Origin of the sequence: Streptomyces sp. (assembly GCF_019510245.1) — a bacterium.
GTDB lineage: Bacteria > Actinomycetota > Actinomycetes > Streptomycetales > Streptomycetaceae > Streptomyces.
This window is the reverse complement of record NZ_JAEKKT010000189.1, coordinates 17493-38300: the sequence shown is the minus strand read 5'-3', so window position 1 is coordinate 38300 and position 20808 is coordinate 17493. Positions and strand designations below refer to the sequence as shown.

Annotated in this window: 17 protein-coding genes; 10 read left to right on the top strand and 7 right to left on the bottom strand. The window is 68.8% G+C overall.

Annotated features, from left to right (window positions below; genetic code table 11):
• The first annotated feature begins 167 nt into the window (after positions 1–167).
• Both JF597_RS38350 and JF597_RS38345 read left to right on the top strand, forming a co-directional pair.
• Entirely contained in the window at positions 168–1844 is a 1677-nt protein-coding gene (locus JF597_RS38350) for a hypothetical protein (RefSeq protein ID WP_294006942.1), read from the top strand.
• A complete protein-coding gene (locus tag JF597_RS38345; protein ID WP_294006929.1) occupies positions 1834–2196 on the top strand; it encodes a hypothetical protein in 363 nt (120 codons plus the stop codon). Before JF597_RS38350 ends, JF597_RS38345 begins: the two co-directional genes overlap by 11 nt.
• A 306-nt stretch (positions 2197–2502) precedes the next feature.
• Here the strand turns inward: JF597_RS38345 and JF597_RS38340 are convergent, their stop codons facing one another.
• Both JF597_RS38340 and JF597_RS38335 read right to left on the bottom strand, forming a co-directional pair.
• Complete coding sequence (locus JF597_RS38340) at positions 2503–2709, bottom strand: hypothetical protein (protein WP_294006927.1); 207 nt, start codon at positions 2707–2709, stop codon at positions 2503–2505.
• A 19-nt stretch (positions 2710–2728) separates the two neighbouring features.
• Positions 2729–3247 carry a hypothetical protein gene (locus tag JF597_RS38335; RefSeq protein WP_294006925.1) on the bottom strand — a complete coding sequence of 173 codons (519 nt, stop codon included), beginning with the start codon at positions 3245–3247 and terminating at the stop codon, positions 2729–2731.
• Positions 3248–3706: 459 nt separating this feature from the next.
• Between JF597_RS38335 and JF597_RS38330 the strand changes: the two genes are divergently transcribed.
• From JF597_RS38330 to JF597_RS38315, 4 genes are read left to right on the top strand one after another with little or no spacing between them, the layout of a single operon-like run.
• The gene (locus tag JF597_RS38330; RefSeq protein ID WP_294006923.1) at positions 3707–5785 is read left to right on the top strand and encodes a hypothetical protein; all 2079 of its coding nucleotides are present in this window, start codon (positions 3707–3709) and stop codon (positions 5783–5785) included.
• Between the two features lie 33 nt (positions 5786–5818).
• Positions 5819–7459 (top strand): class I SAM-dependent DNA methyltransferase, encoded by a 1641-nt coding sequence (locus JF597_RS38325; RefSeq protein WP_294006919.1) that lies wholly within the window; start codon positions 5819–5821, stop codon positions 7457–7459.
• Positions 7452–8612: a restriction endonuclease subunit S gene (locus JF597_RS38320; RefSeq protein ID WP_294006916.1), complete on the top strand. Its 1161-nt coding sequence runs from the start codon at positions 7452–7454 to the stop codon at positions 8610–8612. The genes JF597_RS38325 and JF597_RS38320 overlap by 8 nt, the downstream gene beginning before the upstream one ends.
• The gene (locus JF597_RS38315; protein WP_294006913.1) at positions 8609–11869 is read left to right on the top strand and encodes a type I restriction endonuclease subunit R; all 3261 of its coding nucleotides are present in this window, start codon (positions 8609–8611) and stop codon (positions 11867–11869) included. Before JF597_RS38320 ends, JF597_RS38315 begins: the two co-directional genes overlap by 4 nt.
• Before the next feature lie 39 nt (positions 11870–11908).
• On the opposite strand, the gene JF597_RS38310 is transcribed toward JF597_RS38315, so the two are convergent.
• From JF597_RS38310 to JF597_RS38290, 5 genes are all read right to left on the bottom strand, one after another.
• Positions 11909–12295 (bottom strand): toxin-antitoxin system, toxin component, PIN family protein, encoded by a 387-nt coding sequence (locus JF597_RS38310; RefSeq protein WP_294006910.1) that lies wholly within the window; start codon positions 12293–12295, stop codon positions 11909–11911.
• Positions 12285–12941 (bottom strand): DUF433 domain-containing protein, encoded by a 657-nt coding sequence (locus JF597_RS38305; protein ID WP_294006907.1) that lies wholly within the window; start codon positions 12939–12941, stop codon positions 12285–12287. The genes JF597_RS38310 and JF597_RS38305 overlap by 11 nt, the downstream gene beginning before the upstream one ends.
• Positions 12942–13026: 85 nt before the next feature.
• Complete coding sequence (locus tag JF597_RS38300; protein ID WP_294006904.1) at positions 13027–13956, bottom strand: hypothetical protein; 930 nt, start codon at positions 13954–13956, stop codon at positions 13027–13029.
• 282 nt (positions 13957–14238) lie between these two features.
• Positions 14239–14373, bottom strand: a complete 135-nt coding sequence (locus JF597_RS38295) for a DUF397 domain-containing protein (protein WP_294006939.1) — start codon at positions 14371–14373, stop codon at positions 14239–14241.
• A complete protein-coding gene (locus JF597_RS38290) occupies positions 14333–15250 on the bottom strand; it encodes a helix-turn-helix transcriptional regulator (RefSeq protein ID WP_294006901.1) in 918 nt (305 codons plus the stop codon). The genes JF597_RS38295 and JF597_RS38290 overlap by 41 nt, the downstream gene beginning before the upstream one ends.
• Positions 15251–15428: 178 nt before the next feature.
• On the opposite strand from JF597_RS38290, the gene JF597_RS38285 reads away from it, so the two are divergent.
• The 4 genes from JF597_RS38285 to JF597_RS38270 all read left to right on the top strand — a co-directional run bounded on the left by JF597_RS38285 (position 15429) and on the right by JF597_RS38270 (position 20714).
• Positions 15429–15893 (top strand): ATP-binding protein, encoded by a 465-nt coding sequence (locus JF597_RS38285; RefSeq protein WP_294006898.1) that lies wholly within the window; start codon positions 15429–15431, stop codon positions 15891–15893.
• 160 nt (positions 15894–16053) lie between these two features.
• On the top strand, positions 16054–18528 hold the full coding sequence (locus JF597_RS38280; RefSeq protein WP_294006896.1) for an AAA family ATPase: 2475 nt from the start codon (positions 16054–16056) through the stop codon (positions 18526–18528).
• Positions 18525–18929 carry a hypothetical protein gene (locus tag JF597_RS38275; protein ID WP_294006893.1) on the top strand — a complete coding sequence of 135 codons (405 nt, stop codon included), beginning with the start codon at positions 18525–18527 and terminating at the stop codon, positions 18927–18929. The genes JF597_RS38280 and JF597_RS38275 overlap by 4 nt, the downstream gene beginning before the upstream one ends.
• A gap of 111 nt (positions 18930–19040) precedes the next feature.
• Positions 19041–20714 carry a TIGR04141 family sporadically distributed protein gene (locus JF597_RS38270; RefSeq protein ID WP_294006890.1) on the top strand — a complete coding sequence of 558 codons (1674 nt, stop codon included), beginning with the start codon at positions 19041–19043 and terminating at the stop codon, positions 20712–20714.
• Positions 20715–20808: the final 94 nt, after the last annotated feature.

Sequence of the window (20808 nt, the reverse complement as noted above, 5' to 3'; positions counted from 1 at the left end):
ACGCCGCCGCCGGTGAGGCGAGCACCGCGGCGCAGAACGCCCGCGCCGCTGCCACCCGGTCCGACGCCGCCGCGCAGCGCTCCCGCGCGGCGGCCGACAAGGCGTGGTCGGCCTACCAGACGGCCGTCACCGCGGGCGCGGTCGCGCACGCCGCGGCAGCCGAGGCCATCGACGCCTCCGAGGCCGCGTCGGCGAACGCCGCCGACGCCGAGAAGGAGGCCAAGAAGGCCCAGGCCGCCTCACTCAAGGCGAGCCAGGAGGCCCGAGCGGCCCGCGACGAGGCCGCCAAGACCAGGGCCTGGGCGGCGGAGGCCGCCGGACAGGCGTACGCGGCCGGCCAGGCGGCCGCCGCGGCCCGCGACTCGGCGACCGAGGTGATCAAGCCCGCCAACACCGCCATCGCGGCGGGCACCCCCTACCGGGAGTCGGACACCGCGGCCGCCTTCGCCGTGCTGATCGGCCAGACCTCCATGTCGCTGTCCGAGCAGCAGGCAGCCGCGGCTGCCGCCAAGGCCAAGGAAGCGGCCAAGGCCGCCGCCGACGCCAAGGCGCTGGCCGACAAGGCGGCCGGCGACGCCAAGCTCGCCGCGCAGGCGGCTGCGGCTGCCGCAGCAGACGCGGCGGCGGCGCTCAAGTCCGTGGCCGAGGCCCGGGCCTCGGCCGCGGAGGCGGCCAAGGCCGCGGAGGCGGCGAAGAAGGCCGACGCCAAGACCGGCGAGTACGTCGCGCAGGCGGGCACCGACTGGTTCTACGCCGACAGTGCCGCCCGCGACGCATCGAGCGAGGCCGCCGCGGCGGACAACGAGGCCACCGAGGCCGAGAAGAGCGCCACGAACGCCCGCGCCTCCGCCGACGCCGCGACCCGCGACTCCGGCGCCGCGGACTCGGCGGCCACCCAGGCGGAGAAGGACGCGGACGCCGCGGAGAAGTCCGCGGCCAACGCCGGCGAGGACGCCAAGGCGGCCGACGGGGCAGCCGACCGCGCCGAGCAGGAGTTCCTCAGGGAGCAGGAGGAAGCCCGCAAGGCCGCGCTGGAGGGCCCCAAGCCCGACACGGGAGCGGACCTCACCCAGAGCGAGGAGGCGCTGCTCCTCGCCCAGTGCGGCCAGTCCTGCGTGGACGACTTCCGGTCGGCCAGGCAGTTGCTGGCCATGGACGTCATGGACTGGGTGGTCGACAACGGCGGCCAGATCCTCCTCGACGAGCTGGGCTACACCGACGCCAAGAAGTGCTTCACCCAGGGCGACGTCGAGGGCTGCCTGTGGACGCTGGTCAACGTCATCCTCGTGGGCGCGGCCGTCACCAAGGTTCCAGCCGTGGGCAAGGCGATCTACCGGGTCAGCAACGGCATCTACTCTTTCTGGGAGAAACTGGACAAGGCCAAGGACACCCTGGACCGGCTACGTACGGTCCTGGACCGGCTCAAGAAGGGCCAGAGCGCCGTATCGTGCCTCCTCGCGGCAGGCACCGCCGCCGCCCGGCCGGCCGCGTTCCACGGGACCTCCGCGAAGACCGGGGCACTGGCCGCCGCCGGCAAGCCGAAGATCTGCGTGACCTCGGCGCTCGGCAAGAACAGCAAGCTCGCCAAGCTCGCCGAGAAGTCCACGAAGAACGAGGACGTGCAGCGCGAGATGAACCAGCTCATCAACAAGCTGCTGGACGGCAATGACCAGCCGGGCAAGGGCTCCAAGGCGCTCTCGCACGGCATCCGCTACCTTCGGGGCGACAAGGGCGCACGGCTCTTCTTCCGCGAGGTCGAAGGCGGCTTTGAGATCATCGGCAAGTCCGACAAGCCGAACGAGCCGAACGTCATCAAGGAGTTGCTGAAGATCTATGGCTCATGAGCCGCTCGTGACCGTGGAGACGGCCGACTTCTCCGTCACGTACGTACTCGGCCTGGAGGACGACGCCGACACCGTCGAGGATGTCGACGCGGTCATCCGCGCCCGTGACGGCAAGGGGTGGACCGCGACCTTCATGACCCCTCGGAAGATCGCCGAGGTGATGGACCACCGATCCACCACCGGCGAGTGCGCCGGCGGCCTGTACCTGCGGATCCCCGACCTCGTGGTCATCCGTGAAGGCGGCCTGGACGCCATGACCAGAGCCCTGGTCGATCTCTTCGGCGAGTACGGCCTGGACACCGACGTCCTGCCGCGCTTCGACGCGGACGAGGACGAGGCCGAGGACGACTGACCTCGGGTACCCCGGCTGTGCCCCGCCAGGTAGACCCTGGCGGGGCACAGCCTCTTCGCGGCTCCCGAAAACAACCGCGCGGGAAGAACTGGCGCTCGCCCCCGCTCAGGTCGCCCCGGCCCTGGCCTTCCGGCCGCTCGGTTGACGTCCTGCTGAAGATCACGCAGGGCCGCGGCCATCGGCCAGAGGGACGGGGAGCTTGCCCGTTCCGTACTTGTGGGTGTGCGCCGCGATGTAACCGGAAGCCGTCGTCGCGGCATGTCTGACCGACTGCCGGGTGGGCCGGAAGCCGTCCGCGTTCGCGGGTCACTCGGCTTTGGGTGACCTCAACCACGTCTCGAAGTCGCTCAGGTACTCGCCCATGGCTCCGAGTGACATCGGCGCCGACTCGTACTGCGCTGAAAGGTTGACTTCGTAGAGCTTGTAGGCGGGCTCGGTCTCCTGGGCCGCCGCACTCGCAGCCGCCAGCGCCCGGACCGCGCGCCCCCGGTCGCCGGCTTGTACAGCCTCCACCAGTTCGGGCCACAGCTCATCACCGATGTGGTCGACGATCTCCTCGATATGAGCCGCCGCCCGGCGGGCACGGTCCTTGATCGCTTCCAGCTCGGCTTCCGCTCGGTGCTCGGCCCGCCGGGAGTCCCGTTCGTCGGAGTCCGCCCAGGCCTCGTCGCCCCAGATCTCTTCCCAGCGCTGGTCCGCCCGTGCCAGATCCGCTTTGAAGTCGCGGTTCCAGGTCCTCCTGCGTGAGGCGAGGATGCTCGCCGCTGTCGCCGTCTTCGAACGCCGACAGCGGAAGTGTCAGATCGGGCACGGGTTCGTCATCACGCAGTGCGGTGAGCAGCAGTACCGTGTCGATCGCCGGGAGGACCGTTTCCATGTCCACCATTCCCCGGAGGGATGCGACGGACTGCTCGACCGCCGAGTAGTCGTACTCGGCGATCTGGTTGTCGAGATCGCCATGAAGGTCGAGAACGGCGCCGCCGATCGTCTCGATCTCATCCATACGCGTCGCGATCTCCGTGTCGAGACGCTCCACGATCTGTCGCAGCATGCGTACGTCCTCGACCCGTGACTCAAGCTCGGCCACCGCCCTGGCCAGATCACCCATTGCGCATCCCCTGTCTCAGTGGTTGCCAACTACCGCAACGCGCACGCTAGTTGACGAGGCTCGCACGATCCGCTGCCATCCAGCCACGGAACGGCCGCCCCTGGATCACGTCGACAGCCATTGTGACGCGAACAGCACCCGACAGGGACGATTAAGCTGATAACCCGGATTATCAATCAGTTCCACGCACGGAACGTGGGAGTCGCCGTATCGTTCGTGGCGACGGACGAAGGCCGCAGCGGCAGACCGACACGTACGACCCGAGCCCGCTGAATGGCCGGGGCGGCTGTTACGAGACAGGCGAGGGAGGGATACATCGTGGTTGCTGATCTGCCAGACACGAGACTACGCATCCCGGCACCCCGCCTTGTATCGATGTCCGATATCGCGACTTTCGCCCGGGTGAAGCGCCCTGTCGTGTCCACCTGGCGCCGACGCCACCCGGACTTCCCCGCCGCCTTGTCCGAGAACTCGGGACGACCGCTGTTCGACGGCGCACAGGTGACCGCCTGGTTGATCGCGTCCGGCCTGGGTAACGCCACCCCGTCGGAGCTCCGATCCGAGCTCGCCCTCTTCGGCATCGTCGCGCTACGGGACCGCTTCACGCCGTGGCAGCTGGTCGAGACGCTCGGCAGCCTGCTGTGCCTGCGCCGACTCGATGGCCGGCCACTGGCCGACGACGCGAACGTCTCCCCGGCCTCCGCGCCCGAAGCCGACGAGGCCCTCTGGTCCGCGCTGCTGCGCCGAGCCGAACGGATCGACGCCGAGGACGATTTCGTACTCCGCGAGCTTCGCGCCATCGACGCCACGGCGGCCCCGCTCGCCCGCCTCGCCGAGGGCCTGATCGAGTCCGCCTACGACGAGCGCGGCGCGTACGAGTGGCTGCTCGCCGCCCGCTCCCGGCTCGGACTGGACTCCCTCGCCGCCGACGCGGTCACCCCGGAGCTGCGGAGCCTGCTCACCCAGCTCACCGACCTCCGCCTCCGCCTTGAGCAGGGCGAGTCCCTCACCCTCGCCGACCCGCACGCCCGCGCCGGCGACCTGCTCGCCGCGCTCCTCGACGACACGGAGGACCACGACCGCGTCACTGTCCTGGCCGCCGATCCCGACGAACGGCTCACCCGCATCACCCGCCGCCGCCTCCTGCTGGCGGGCGTCGGCGAACTCGACCTCGACGTCCAGACCGGCACCGACCTGGAGGAACGCTTCGCGGCCCCCGACCTCGTCGTCACCCAGCTTCCGTACCGCCCCGGCGAGGACCGCTCGGTACTCACCGCCCTGACGGAGCTCGAACGCGTCGCCTACCTCCTCCGCCCCGGCTGTACGGCCGTCGTCCTCGGACCGGCCGACGCGCTCGTCGACGAACTGAAGAGCACGGAGGCTGCCCAGCTACGCTCGGCCCTCCTGCGCGAGAACATCGTCGAGTCGGTCATCTCGCTTCCCGGCGGGGTCCTGCCCTTCCGCCCCGGCTACCGTCCCGCGCTGTGGACGCTCACACGCGGCCCGGTCCAGGCGGCGGAGGGCAAGGTCTTACTGGCCGACATCAGCTCGGAACAGCTCACACCGGGCGTGCGCATGCGGCTCGCCGAGGACGTTCTCCTCTGGCGGGCGGAAGGCTTCCGAGGACTCGACGGCCACGACCCGCGCTACGGCCGGGTGGTCCCCGTCGCCGACCTGGACCGGGCCTTCGGCGGCCCTCTGACCCCACCTGCGCCGCCCGCCTCCGCGATCTGGTCCGACAAGGTCACCGAACGGCCCGCCCTGATCGCTGAGGCCGAGGCACGCCTGGAGCGCGCGACGGCGGACACCCTGGCGTACGAGGACGAGCGGGGCCCATACCGCGGTGCCGTGATGCGCAGGGTCGGCCGCCTGCCCAGGCGCACCACCCTCGGCAAACTGATCACCGCACGCAGGGTGACCCGGCTCCCCGGCCACCGCATCGACGAGCAGCACCTCACCCGAGACGGCCACCACACCGTCCTGGGTCCCGAGGAGATCACCGGCGAACAAGCCGTTGGCGGGCGCCGCATCGACCGTCTACTGCTGGCGACGGTGTACGAACGGGCGGCGCTCACCGAGCCCGGTGACGTCGTCTACACCCTCGCGCCCCGCCTCGGCGTGTACGTCGACCACGACGGCTTCTCGGTCGTCGCGTTCCCGGCCCGCGTCCTCCGTGTCAACGCCGGCGCCCCCCGTCCGCTCACCCCGCGGGTCCTGGCGGCCCTGCTCGGCGCGGCCCGCGGCACCGCCCGCAGCCCCAGCGCCGTACGCCCGGCCCGCCGTATCGAGGACTACCAGCTCCCTGATTTGGAGCCGGAGGAGGTTCTGCGCTTCGACGCCCTGCTGGCCGAGACGGAACGCCGAGAACGCCTGCTGCGAGCCCAGGCCTATGCCCTTGCGGAAGCCCGCAGGATGACGATCGCGGGCCTGGCCGACGGCACCCTGACCCTCGGCGAACTACGAACGACCGACCGCACGTAACCCACCCACCGACACCGTCTGGAAGAAGGAACGATGCCTCCCCGCAAGCGAGCCGCGGCAGCCGCCGGACAAGGCGAACTGCTCAGTGTCTCCAGCACCAAGGAGATCCAGGACATCCTGTGGAAGGCTGCGGACAAGCTCCGCGGCTCCATGGACGCCGCCCAGTACAAGGAATTCGTGCTCGGCCTGGTCTTCCTGAAGTACGTCTCCGACGCCTTCGCCGAACGCCGGGAGGAGTTGGCCGCCGACCCTGAGCTGGCCCAGATCCCGGAGCACCGCCGGGCGGCCTTCCTGGAGGAGAAGGACGAGTACACGGAGAAGAACGTCTTCTGGGTGCCCCCGACAGCCCGCTGGGACTACATCTCCGAGAACGCGGCCAGTGCGGAGGGCGGTGTCGGCAAGCTCCTCGACGAGGCCATGGACGAGGTGATGAAGGCCAACAAGACCCTCACCGGCGTCCTCCCGAAGATCTTCAACCGGGACAACGTCGACCAGAAGCGCCTGAAGGAACTCGTCGACCTGATCAGCGACGCGCGCTTCACGGGGCACGGTAACCGCCCCGCGCAGGACGTGTTGGGCGAGACGTATGAGTACTTCCTGGAGAAGTTCGCCCGTGCCGAGGGCAAGCGGGCCGGTGAGTTCTACACGCCGGCGAGCGTGGTCCGCCTGATCGTCGAGGTCCTGGAGCCGTACGAGGGGCGGGTGTACGACCCGGCGTGCGGCTCGGGCGGCATGTTCGTGCAGAGCGGCAAGTTCGTCGCGAAGCGGCGCGGCAAGGACCACACGCACGACATCGCGGTCTACGGCCAGGAGGCCAACGAGCGCACGTGGCGCCTGGCCAAGATGAACCTCGCGATCCACGGCATGGACCCGAAGGGCGTCGGCGACCGCTGGGCGGACACGTTCGCGGACGACAAGTTGCCCGATTTGAAGGCTGACTTCGTGATGGCCAACCCGCCCTTCAACATGTCCGACTGGGCGAGGAAGTCGGACGACAGGCGATGGAGGTACGGCACCCCGCCCCAGTCGAACGCCAACTACGCCTGGCTCCAGCACATCGTGTCCAAGCTGGGGGACCGGGGCAGCGCGGGCGTGGTCCTGTCGAACGGCTCGATGTCGTCGAAGCAGTCGGGCGAGGGCGAGATCCGCGCGGCCATGGTCGAGGCGGACCTGGTCTCCTGCATGATCGCCCTGCCGGGCAACCTGTTCCGTACGACGGCGATTCCGGCGTGCCTGTGGTTCCTGACGAAGGACAAGGGACCGCAGGGCACGAATGCATTGGAGGACCGGCGGAGCCGGGTGCTGTTCATCGACGCGCGCGCGATGGGCACGATGGTCGACCGCACAGAGCGGATCCTCACGGAGGAGGATCTGGAGAAGATCTCCGACACGTACCACGCGTGGCGGGGCACGAAGTCGGCGAGGGACAAGGGCCTTTCGTACGAGGACGTACCGGGGTACTGCTTCAGCGCGACACTAGAGGAGATCGAGAAGCACGACTATGTGTTGGCACCGGGCCGGTATGTGGGGGCGGCGGAGGCCACAGAGGATCCGGATGCTGAGCCAGTGGAGGAGCGGATCGCTCGGCTAACGAAGGAGCTGTTCGAGCAATTGGATGAGTCAGCTCGCTTGGATGTGGTGGTCCGGGAGCAGTTGGGGAGGATCAGTGGCTAAGTGGCAGCGCATTGTTAGCGACCTCGAATCTGACGGCGTTCTCCTGGTGCAAGACGGTAACCACGGCGAGTATCGACCGAGGCCGACGGAGTTCGGGGAAAATGGAACGGCTTTTATTCGTGCCGCAGACATGAAGGGTGGTCGCGTTCTCTTCGAGTCAGCCCAAAAGATCAACGAAATCGCCAGGGCGAGAGTTCGAAAAGGAATTGGCGCACCCTATGATGTAATCCTCTCCCACAAAGGGACGGTGGGGAAGGTTGCTTTCGCCCCAGCCGCCAGCCCTCCATTTGTTTGCTCGCCACAAACTACGTTCTGGCGTAGCCTAAACCCTGAGGTAATCGATCCCCTATATCTCTACGCCTTCCTTCAGTCTGAGCCCTTCAGGGCACAGCTTCGAGCCCGCGAAAATGAGTCCGATATGGCGGCGTATGTGTCGCTTACGGAACAACGGCGATTGAGCGTTACTGTGCCACCGCTGGAAATTCAGCGAGCAATTTCCGGCGTGCTTGGGGCACTGGATGGCAAGATCGCGGCCAACGAGCGCCTCACGGAAGTCGCTCTCAATCTGGCCCGTGCGCTGTATTCGGAAGCATCAGCCCAGGATGGCGAGAGCACGGAATTGGGCGATGTCGTCTCGCTCAGGTATGGCAAGGCCCTGCGCGAGCCCGACCGTTGCCCGGGTGCGGTACCCGTCTATGGCTGCACAGGCCAGGTGGGGTGGCATGACTCGGCGCTTACGGCGTGCGCGGGGCCTGTGGTCGGACGGAAGGGGGCGAACGCTGGTTGGATTTCCTGGGCACCTCGCCCTTGCTGGGTAATTGATACGGCTTTCTTCGTTGAGTTGCACAAAGACTACCTTTCCCCCGAATTGGCATTCCTTGTGCTTGAGTCCGCACAGCTTTCGGCTCTCGTTGGAGATTCGGCTGTGCCCGGTCTGAATAGAGAGGCGGCGCATCGCCATTCTGTAAGGATCCCATCTCGGTTGGTCGCGCCGGAACTAGATAATCGGGTGCGTGCGCTCATGACGCGGTCAACCCAGGCGCAAGAAGAATCTCGCGCCCTCGCCATGCTCCGCGACGCTCTCCTCCCCCAGCTAATGTCCGGCAAGCTCCGAGTCCGTGACGCCGAGAAGATCATGGAGGACGCCGTATGACCACCGAAGGCAACAGCGACCCCACCCCCGCCCACCTCGACGCCAAAATGACCGAGTCCACCTGGGAACACCTGGCTCTCGACGAACTCGCCCAACTCGCCTGGGAAACCAAGCCCGGCAAAGACCTAGCCCCCGGCACCGGCCACCGCCAAGCCTGGGACGACCTGATCCTCCACGACGAGCTCCAGGCGGCCATCGAGAAGCTGAATCCGGAGCTCACCGCCACCGCCGTCCACGAAGCGCTGCGTATCGCCACCGACCCCTCCTCCCGCGAGGCGTACCCGGAGAACAAACAAGCCCATGAGCACCTGACCACCGGCATTCGCCTCACCTACACCGACGAGTTCGGCGCCGAGCAGACCCCCACCGTCCGCCTCGTCGACTTCATGGACCCCGACGCGAACAGCTACCTCGCCGTCAATCAGGTCACCGTCAGGGACACCGACGGCAGTCACCGCCGCTTCGACATCGTCCTGTACGTCAACGGACTCCCCCTCGCCGTCGTCGAGCTGAAAAGCGCCTCCGACGAGAACGCGACCCTCAAGTCGGCGCACGCCCAACTCCAGACGTACGTCTCGGAGTTCCCGATCGCGTTCCGCTACAACGTCCTCTGCCTGGTCTCGGACGGAATAACCGCCAAGTACGGCACCGCATTCACGCCATACGAGCACTTCGCGCCCTGGAACGTCGACCACGAGGGCAAGCCCGTCGACACCAACGAGCCCGGCTACGACGGCCTCGACGCGCTGAACCTGGCCCTGCACGGCCTGTTCACACAGGACCGGTTCCTCTCCCTCACCCGCAACTTTGTCAACTTCCCCCCGCCCAAGCCGGGCGAGCCCCTGACCGGCAAGCGCATCGCGAAGCCGCACCAGTACTTCGCGGTGAACAAGGCGGTGGACGCCGTCGTCGAGGCGGCACAGACGAACGGCCAGGCCGGCGTCGTCTGGCATACGCAGGGCGCGGGCAAGTCGGAGGAGATGGTGGAGACGGCCGCGCTGGTACTCCGCCACCCGGCGCTCAACAACCCCACCATCGTCGTCATCACCGACCGCAACGACCTCGACGACCAGCTCTACGACACCTTCCTCGACAGCGAGACCCTGCTGGAGACAAAGGCCCACCAGCTCAACACGCGTGAAGACCTCCGCGTCGAGCTGAAGAGGCGAACCGTCGGCGGGGTCCTCTTCACCACCCTCCAGAAGTTCGGCCTGAGCAAGGAGGAGAAGGACGCCGGCAAAACCCACCCCCTCCTCTCCGAGCGCCGCAACATCCTGGTGATCGTCGACGAGGCGCACCGCTCGCACTACGACAGCCTCGACGGCTACGCCCGCCACCTGCGCGATGCCCTGCCGTACGCCACCCTGCTCGCGTTCACCGGTACGCCCATCTCGAAGGCCGAGGCCGACACCCGTGCCGTCTTCGGCGAGTACATCGACATCTACGACCTGAAGCGCGCTGTCGACGACGGGGCCACGGTCCGCGTGTTCCACGAGCCGCGCGTCATCGAGGTCGACCTGCCCAAGGGCATCGACCCGAACAATCTCGACGAGCAGGCCAACACCCTCACCGAGGGCATGGACGACGCCGAGCGCCGCCGCGCCATCCAGTACGCGACGACGATGAACACCGTCTACGGCGCCCCCGACCGCATAGCCAAGCTCGCCGAAGACCTGATCGCCCACTGGGAGCAGCGCCGCGAGCTGGTCAAGCCCGACATCGGCGGCCCCGGCAAGGCGATGGTCGTGTGCGCGACCCGCGAGATCTGCGTACGGGTCTTCGACGCGCTGGCCGAGCGGCGGCCCAGCTGGGTCGGTGACGAGGTCGACAAGGGCGTCATGAAGATCGTCTTCCACGGCGACCGCTCCGACCCCGAGCACCTGCGCAAGCACTCGCTGCGCAAGTCACAGCAGAAGGTCGTCCAGAAGCGCGCCAAGGACCCTGACGACGAGCTGGAGCTGCTCATCGTCCATTCCATGCTGCTCACCGGCTACGACGCGCCGCCCATCCACACCCTGTACATGGACCGCCCGATGCAGGGCGCCAACCTGATGCAGGCGCTCGCCCGCGTCAACCGCCGCTTCCGCGGCAAGCAGGACGGCCTCCTCGTCGGCTACGCGCCCCTCACCGACAACCTCACCAAGGCCCTGCGCGAGTACTCGGACCAGGACCGCAAGGACCAGACCCTCGGCGCGGACATCGAAAGAGCCGTCACCGAGGTCAAGAACGAGATCGCCACCATCAAGGGCCTGCTGGCCGGGAGCGGTTGGAAGGAGTGGCTGGCCGACACCGGCCGCCTCGACACCCGCAAGCGCGCGCTGCGCCTGACCGCCGACTTCCTGCGCGACCCGAAGAACCCAGGCAACAAGGTCGAGCCCCCCGCCAAGCCGCTTTCCGTCCGTTTCAAGGACAGCGCCGCCCGCCTGGACCGCTTCTACCGTGTCTGTGCGATGAGCAAGGAGATCGCCGAGCGCTGCGAGGACCTGGACGACTGGCGTCGCGACATCGCCTTCTTCAGTGAGGTGCGGGCCTGGATGATCAAGCTCGACGCTGCCCAGCGCGAGGCGAACGGAGAGCCACTCAGCGCCGAGGTCCAGCGCTATCTGCAAGCCCTCGCCGCCTCGGTCGTCGACGCCGACGAGATCACCGACCTGTACGCGGAGGCCGGGATCGGCCGGCTGGACATCACACGCCTCAACGAGGCGCAGCTGCGCAAGCTGGAGAACTCCGAGACCCCACACCTGGTCACCGAGGCCCTGCGCCGCATGATCCAGCAGAAGATGCGCGAGGTGACCAAGCACAACGTCGTCCGCAACGAGAGCTTCACCGAGCGCCTGAACGACCTGATGAAGCGGTACATGCTCCAGCAGCTCACCAGCGCCCAGGTCATCGCCGAACTCGCCGCCCTGGCACGGGAGGTGTCGGCGGAAGCCCGCCGCGGCGAGCGGTTCGACCCCCCGCTCAGCCACGCCGAGCTGGCCTTCTACGACGCCGTCGCCCACCGCGACATGGCCCAGGTGATGGAGGGCGGCGACGACACCCTCGCCGAGATCGCCCGTGCCCTCGTCAAGGACATCCAGAAGAACCTCTCTGTCGATTGGCTCTCCCGCGAGCCCGTCCGGGCCAAGCTGCGCACCCGCATCCGCCGCGTGCTGGCGATGTTCGACTACCCGCCGGAGGAGGAGCGCGAGGCGGTCGACCTGGTCCTCAAGCAGATGGAGATCGTGGCCGCCCTCTGGGCGCCCGCAGCGAAGTAGCAACGCATACAAGAGGGCTCGACCAGGGGCGCCCTCCCGTCACGGCCAGGTGCGTTCAATACGGTCGTGCCGTACGGCGTAGGCAGCCGGGCCGCCCTTCTCGACGGCCTGGTGGATCGCGTCACGGCGGGCGACGAGACGCTCGACCATCTCGACGCTGCGAAGCTGCTGGTTGTCCAGGTAGAAGAGCACCGCCTCGCGCTCCAGGACGGGCTGGATCTCCAGGTCCCGGGTCTTGATCCGCCCGTCCTTCGACAGCGGGACCCAGGACCGGTCGAGACCGTAAGTGATCCACTCCTCGTCCGGAACGTCCTGCCCGTCGTCAGGAAACACGTCCCCGATGCGGTGAACCGTCCAGTCGCAGGCTCTCAGTCCTTCCGCGACACGGCGACCGAGGTTCCGGTCGAGGAAGAACTCAGGCGGCAAGGTGCACCACGGCCCGGCAGAGCGCTTCCACCTGCTCAGGCGTCATGTCGTAGTCGTACGCGATGTCCTCGACGGTCTCCCCCGCCTCCCACAGGTCGGTGATCGCCTGGACCGCGACGCGGTTGGCGGCCACCACGGGGAGGCCGTGGCCGAACCGCGGATCGATCACGACGGGGACGGAGTCCGGGTACTGCCTCAGCCGCAGGCTGGAGGGGAAGTCCTCGCCCGGCTCCCAGGTGAGGTAGCGGAGATAGTCGGAGACCACTTCGTGGATGGCGACCTGGCCGTCGCGGGCTCTGCGCAGATCTCCCCAACCGTGCTCGATGAAGATGTCCACGCCATCCGTGGCGATCCGCTTCGACACAAGGCCGTAGGGGGTGTCGAAGGCATCTCGTACGGCGGCGGCCGCCTCCCTGATCTCGCTCATGCGGAGTCCCAGAGAGCGCAGAGAACGCAGAACGTGCGCCTCGGCCACCGCGATGAACGGCACCGAGGGCTGTCCCTTCCGCACCGGCTCGACCTGGTGGACCAGCGGTGCTCCAGCGGCCTTGTTCTTCAGCCACGACGTGAGAGTCGACTGCGGAATCTCAAGGTAGGAGGCGGTTTCCGTGGGCGTCAGAAGCCCGTCGTTGAACCTGTCGACCATGCCCCACCTCCTCCTGGCGCCTGATTTCGCATCGTGCCACATCAAGCCTCCCACCTGCGGGTGGACCGCACACCCGGTCATCGGCTCAGCCGGCCGCACGGAGTTGGTCCCCGGCCCGGCAGCCCCGGCAACGGCCTGGTTCCGCCGAGCGGAAGCCCCGGTCGCAGCCGTCGCAGTTCCGCATGGGCACGACCATCGGGCGCACGGCGGGTTCCGCGCTCCTGGCTGGTACCGGCAGGGGAGTCTCCTTGAGGCGGTAGGCGAGGATGCCGACCGGGCGGGTGAGGAAGTAGTCCGGCAGCCGTGCGGTGAGGTGCTCCGTGATGTGCGTGGGCAGCAGGCCCGCCGCGAGCCACCGGGCGACGGCCGGAGCGAGGCGGGCGGTTTCCTGCGCGGACAGGATGAGGCGGGGGTCGACCCGGCGCAGTGCGGTGAGTACGGCGACGGCTCGGGGGTCTGAGTCGGCGAGCGGGACCGGTGCCTCCGTCCCGACTGGTGCGGGCGCTGGCGCGGCCACCGTCTCCTCCGGGGGCACGGATGCTGGAACGACCACAGCGGCGGCGCTCTGCTTTCGCGGCCCGCGCGGCTTCGGCGGCTCGGTAGGCCCGTCCGGGTCTGGGTCCGGATCTGGGTCCGGATCTGGGTCCGGTTCCGTATGCGGATCGCCGCCGGGGACGTCGCAGAAGTAAGTGCGGGTACGGACGTGCCCGGTGGACGTCCGCTCGCGGCGGCGCTCCAGGTAACCGGCCGCTTCCAACTCCCTCAGCGCCCGCGAGATCAGGATCTCGCCCTCGCTGAAGTGCTTGCACAGGGCCGGGATGGTCACGGGGGTGCCGTATGGCAGCGAGGAGATGTACGCCGCGACGCCGACCGTGACGGCGCTGCCGCGCATCTGGGCGAGGGCGTTGGAGATCACCGTGAAGTCGGCCGTCAGCCGGGTGCGGACGTGGATCACGCCGGAGGTCGGAGCTCCGGCGTCGGCGCGCGAGGGCGCGTTAGACTGCGGGTCAGCCATCGGGAAGGTGTTCACTTCCTGATCGGTCAGGCCCTCGATCGGGATTGCCGTCCCGGCCGGGGGCCGAAGTCTGTGTGCGGTTGTCGCGGCGAACGTAACCGTCCGTATCCCGCGCCTGCAAGCCGGTCACTCGGACGAGTGACGCGAGCCGTGCGGCCGGGGAGGGTGGGTGGGCGGGAGTTCTTCCCCCCGGTTCTTTAGGGAGGTCAGCGGCCTGCCGGGCCCTCGCGGACAGGGGGACGGTGAGCCCATGGCATGGACGACGACCAGAGCCCGGCGGGCTCAGGGACGGTGGTCCCCAGCCTTCAACTCACCTATGAAGACGGCCCAGGAGACGGCTTCGAAGCACAGCACCGGACCTTGCGGAACCTTGCTGTCACGGACGGGGACGACGGCCTCCCGGAATCCTTCGGCCACCTCCACGCAGTTGCCGCCCTCCTGATTGCTGTAGCTGCTCTTGCGCCAGGCGGCGACGCTCAGATCGGGACGGGACATTCGCTCCACGGTTGTAGCCCTCCATCGCGGATCGGATCATGTCGAGCGACATGAGCGGGGGCAGGGCATTCGCCCGTAGCCGATCGTAGGTCACTGTGAAGCGGCTGACTTCGGCTGGATCCTCAATGAGTTGGCCGTGGTGAGCACCCTCTGTGTAGGCAACTTCAGAGCCATCCGGCAGTGTCAGCACTGTCAGGGAACCGCCCATCGCGTCGTGCTCGCCCTGGTCGAACGGGAGCACCTGGACAGTGATGTCGTGCTCCGCCGCCACATAGAGCAGCAGCTCCAACTGCGCGCGCATCACGTCGCACCCGCCGATCGGACGTCTGAGAACAGCTTCGTCGAGCACCACCCACAAGTCCGGCCGGTCGGGCGAACCGAGCCGTTCCTGCCGTGTCATGCGCACTGCGAGTCGTTCTTCCAATTGCTCATCACTGCTGAGCGTCAGGCCGACGCTCAGAACGGCCCTCGCGTACTGCTTGGTCTGCAACAGGCCCGGCACCACGTGAGCCGCGTACTCGCGAATGGCTACCGCCCCCTCCGCGCACTCCATGAACCTCCGTGACCAGTCCGGAAACGCCTCCCGATACACGTACGGCCACAGCTCCACGAGCAAGTCATCCGCACCGAGGACCACATCCAGCGCCCGCGCCAACTCCAGTGTCGGTTTAGCCCCGGAGGCGCGCTCGATCTGAGTGATGCGCGTACCCACCACATGAACCTTGTCGCCCAGTTCGGTCTGGGTCAGTCCGGCCGCGAGGCGAAGCCTGCGGACCCGGGCACCGAACAGCGCGGCCATCGACGCGCTGGGGTCAATTCCACTGGCCAAAGAGTCACTTCCGTTCCTTACGGGTCGAAAAGTAAGGCCGCGTCACCTGTTGAGCGTAGGGCTACCGGACGACTCTTGAGTGCGGAACGTGACGACTCACGCACACCACGCCACATCCCCTGCTCGACAGCCAAGGACGGACCACGCCGTGCTGACAGAAACGACGAACGTACAGAGCGAACTGCCGCCTCTGGTCGCACAGTTCACCTCCTCGCCCCGGGGTGCGCGACTGGCTCGGCAACTCGCCGTACAGCACCTGGAGGAGCGGGGGTATCCGCCGGCGTCGGACGCGTCGTGCGCGGTCGCCCTCGTGGTCGCCGAACTCGCCGCGAACGCCGTGCTCCACGGCCGCGTACCGGGACACGGCTTCGGTCTCCGGGTCGCTCTCGACGCGGCCGCGGGCCTGGTCCGCGTCGAGGTCGCAGACGCGGCCTCCGCGAAACGACCCCCGGCGATGCCGCCTTCGTCGGCCCCAGAGGGAGAGTCGGGTCGAGGGCTGCTCCTGGTCGACACCCTGGCCGTGCGCTGGGGCTCGGCACCGCGCTACCCGTTGGGCAAGACGGTGTGGGCGGAAGTGTCCATCGCCCATCTAACTGACAGTGCAGAGGTCTAATTTGCGATAACCAGGGTTATCGCCGAGACCATGGATTGATTAACTTCTCCGCCTCTAACGTCTGTTCCGTCACACCGGGCTCGCGCAAAGCGAGAGGCTCACGGCCCTCGCCCAGCGCACGGCCCGGCCCCGGAACCGACCACGGAGGGCGGAGAGCACCATGACGGAACACCCCGCACAGAGCGAGCCGAACGCATCCGACCAGCAGGTCGATCATCGCCGAGGCGCCTCCTCGACGCTCTCCCGCCTGACCGCCCGCCTCGAAGGCTCGGCGCTCGCCGAGGCACCCCGGGAGCTCCTGCGCGAGGCACTGGGCGCCACCGCGCCGGAGGCCTCCGGCGCCCCCGCCGCCCCGCACCCGGACCAGCGGGTGTTCCTCGACTCCATCAGCGTCAACGGCTTTGGCGGCATCGGCCGCAAGGCGCGGCTGCCGCTGACCGCGCGGCCCGGCGTCACCCTCGTCGTGGGGCGCAACGGCTCGGGGAAGTCCAGCCTCGCCGAGGGTGCCGAGACGGCGCTCACGGGCCGGACCGCCCGCCTGGACAAGCAGCGGGGCGAGGTGTGGCGCCGGCACTGGCGCAATCTGCACGACGGGGCCGACCCGAAGGTCGAGGTCCGCCTCGCCCTCGCGGGCGACCCCCGGCCGTCCACGCTGACGTGCACCTGGCCCGGCGACGACGTCACCGCCCCCGAGGTCGAGTTCAGGCGGCCGGGCCACGGCCGGCGGCCCTTCGCCGGCATCGGGTGGGAGCGGGCCCTGAACGACTACAGCCCCTTCCTGTCGTACGCGGATCTCGACAAGATCCTCAATGGCAGGCCCAGCGAGCAGTACGACTCGGTCGCCGCCATCCTCGGACTGCGCGAACTGACCGACGCAGACGAGCGGCTCCAGGGCATCGAGAAGACGCTCGACTCCGCGCTGAAGCAGGTCGAGGCCGAACGGCCCGCACTCGCCGAGGCGTTGTCGGGGCTGGACGACCCGCGGGCGGTACGCGCGCTCGCGATCGTCGGCAAGGCGGGCGACCCCGACTTCGCCGAGCTCGACTCCCTCGTGACCGCACTGCCCGCCGCGGACGAGGGCCGCCTGAGGGAACTGCGTGCGACCGTCGCGCTGGCCGGACCGGACCTCGGCGCGGTCGGCGCGGCCGTGGACCGGCTGCGCGAGGCCGTCGCCGTACTCGACGACGTACGTGCCTCGGGCGCCGAGGACGCGCACCAGCGTGCGGAACTGCTGGCCAAGGCCCTGGAGCACAGCCGTCGACACCAGGACGAGGACACCTGCCCGGTGTGCGGGTCCGACCGGGCGCTCGACGAGGCGTGGGCCGGGCGGGCCGCCGAGCAGGTGGCCGGCCTGCGGCAGGAGGCCGCGACCGCGCAGGAGGCCCGCACCGGGCTGCGGGACGCGGTGGACGCCCTCCGCTACCTCGTCACGCCGGTCCCCGCGTGGCTGCCCGCCCCGCTCGTGGACCCGTGGGAGGAGTGGCAGGCGTGCCGGGTGCTCGACGACGCCGAGCGGCCCGCGGCCCGCGCCGAGGCCGCAGCGCTCGTCCTCGCCGACGCCTGTGCCGCGCTGCGCGAGGAGGCGCTGCGGGAGCTGGAAAAGCTCGACGAGGAGTGGCGCACCTGTGTCACCCGCCTCGCTGGCTGGCTCGACCGGGCCCGGCCCGCGTACGCCGGCAGGCCCCGGCTTCGCCAGGTCAGGGCGGCCCGCAAGTGGCTCAAGGAGGCGCGGGCCGAGCTGCGCGAGGAGCGGCTGCGGCCGTTCGAGGACCACTCGCAGCGGATCTGGGAGGAACTGCGCCAGCAGAGCAGCGTGGACCTGCGTTCCGTACGCCTGACCGGCAGCGAGAAGGCCAACGTGCGCAAGCTGGTGATGGACGTGTCCGTCGACGGCACCGAGGCGTCGGCGCTCGGTGTGATGAGCCAGGGCGAACTGCACTCCCTCGCGCTCTCGCTCTTCCTGCCGCGCGCCGCCGCGCCGGACAGCCCCTTCGGGTTCGTCGTCATCGACGACCCCGTGCAGTCCATGGATCCCGCCAAGGTCCACGGCCTCGCGAAGGTGCTGCATGACCTCGGCGAGACCCGGCAAGTCGTGGTCTTCACCCACGACACACGGCTCCAGCGGGCCTTCACCCACCAGGAACTCCCGGTCACCGTACTGGAGGTGGAGCGGGCGGGCCGGTCCGTGGTCACCGTGAAGCGGGTGACCGATCCGGTCCGTCAGGCACTGGCCGACGCACACGCCCTCATCCGCACGCGGAACCTCCCGCCGGTCGCGATGACCCATGTGCTGCCCAGCCTCTGCCGCGCCGTCCTGGAACGGGCCTTCTCCGAGGCCGCCTGGCTGCGGCTGCACCGGGCGGGGATGACCGAACACGAGGCGGAGAAGACCGTCGCGAGGGCCGTCACGCTCATGGACACGGCCGCCCTCGGGCTCTTCGGAGACTCGTCGAAGACGGCCGGTGACGTCTACGGCGAACTGCGCAGGCGGTGCGGCCCCAAGGCGGTGGACCTTGTCCGGCAGTGCCAGGAGGGCGCCCACCCGTCGGGCACCTCGATGCCGGACCCCCAGCGGTTCATGGACGACATCAAGGCCGTCGCCCTGACGGTACGCAAGCCCGAGGAGGGGCCGTGAACCAGACGATCCGTCAGCTTCTCGACACCGCCGACCTGCTCCTCACGGACACCGACGAGCCCGCCCCGCCCGCTGACACGGCCGTACCCACCGCGTCCGCCGCCACGACGAGTCGGTGCCGAGGTGCCGCGTTCGCCCTCCGTGCCGCTCTGGAGAGCGCCGTCGCCGACCGCCTCACCGCCCACCGGGCGCCCCGGGCGATCCGGGAGGGCACCCAGCGGTCCGCGTTCCTTTGGCTCCGCGGCTGCGCCGAAGCGGGAACCGCCCGCCGGGCGAAGGCCGTGTGGAGCCAACTCTGCCTGGGATGCCACTACCACCAGTACGAGATCGGTCCCACGGAGGACCAGGTCCGCGCCTGGCATACGGAAGTCGCGGCGGTCATCGCCCTATTGACGCGCTGATCCGCGTCGGCGCCAGGTGAGGCGCGCCGCCGGGAGGAGACATACGTGAGAACGACACCACGAGGACGGTTACCGCGACCGTCCACGCAGACCAGAACGAGGAGCAGCGGTATGACGGCCCGTACGTCCAAGCGAACCCTGTACCGGCTCAGAGGCGTGCCTCCCACTGCCGACGCGATGTTCGACGCCTTGGACGCGGACCAGTTGGAAAGGGTCCACGCGGATGTCGACGTCCCCGAGAACCTCGGTGTACCGGCAGTCCTGGTCACCGGCAGCTTCGAGCAGCCCGTCGCGAGCTGGTGCGACGAGATCTTCCGAACGACGGGTATCGAGGTGTCACGGCCCGTCAACCGCTCGGCCGGCCTGCTGATGGTCGCAGTCGACGGTGAGGTGTACGCGATCGGCTATGACCAGGGCTTCCGCTTGGTGCCCGACGGTCTGAAGGACCACCGCTTCGGGCTGAGCTTCGCGTCCCGCCGGGTGGACCCCGCGAAGATCCGGGACCTTGTGTCGCACACGCCGGGCGGAGGACGCACCGACATCACTCTGATCCCCAGCGGAGCCTCGGTGTGGAGCCTGGGAATCGTCGAGCACGCACAGATCGTGCGCCGTCTCGGCGGGCACCTGGACAACATTCCTCTCACCATCTCCCGGGACAACCCGGGGAAGATCTCCAGTGCCGAGGGTGGCGCCGGCCTACGCATGCGGCTCGGCGTGGAGGGCGCCGACCTGATCGCCGACATCCGTGCGATCGCTCGCGTCCTGCGTGAGGAGAAGCCGACTCCGGAGCTGGAGTTCGTCGAACACGTCGTGCCCGTCGACGACCCCAGCCTTGGCACCCGCCTGGAGGCCATGCTCGACGACCTTCTGGGTCAGGAGCCCGACGGGAGAATCAGCGTCGCCGTCCCCGCCGACCGTTGGGACGACTACATGGCCGCTCGGGCGTTCAGGGCCAGGATCAACAGCGACTCGGCCGGCCGGTCGACCGACGACTTCGACCTTGAGTACGTCCTCTGCCGTGCGCGCGTCCAGCGTGCGGGCAGCCGCGTGGCCGCGCTCCGGGAAGGAACCGTCACGCTCTATCGGCACAACCGCGCCGACCGGGCCGACGAAATCTGGACATCCAGCGCTCTTCGCTGGATCGAGGCGGAAGTGTTTCTCGACTCCCGCCGGTTCTTCTTGATGGACGAGCACTGGTACGAGGTCGACCAGGAGTACCTGAAGACGATCCGCTCGCACGCCGAACGGCTGATCACCGACACCCCGTCCGTCGACCTGCCCCCTTGGATCCCCGGGGAGAGGGAGCGCACCTACAACGCGTCCGTGCCGGACCAGCGGCCCGGATACGTCTGCTTCGACCGCGACAACGTTCAGACCGCGTTGCACCGCGGGAACGGCGTTGAGATCTGCGACCTGCTGAGCCCGGACAATGTCCTGGTCATGGTGAAGCGCGCCAGGGGTTCCGACGCGCTGAGCCACCTCTTCAGCCAGGCACTCGTCGCCGTACAGACGCTGCGAAACTCCCCGGAGGGAAGGGAGCGATTCGCCCGGAAAGTGGCCGCGGCGCGGAATGGGCGCGGGCTACCGGAGGGCTTCCGTCCTTCCAAGGTCGTCTTTGCCATCCTGCTGAAGGACGGCACCGACCTCACCGCCGACACCCTGTTCCCGTTCTCGCAGGTCACCCTGGTACAGACAGCCAGGACACTTGAAGCGTGGGGTGTTCGGGTCGAGGTCGCCGGGATCGCCTGCACGCCGCCGGCGATCGCCTCGCCCGGAATTCGGTGATCGGTGGCTTGGCCGGATCACGTGCACCATGTGGTGTCTCCCTCCATCGGGCGTCCATTTCTCGCCCCTCCCCGCGTCTCCCGGCACTGTGCGA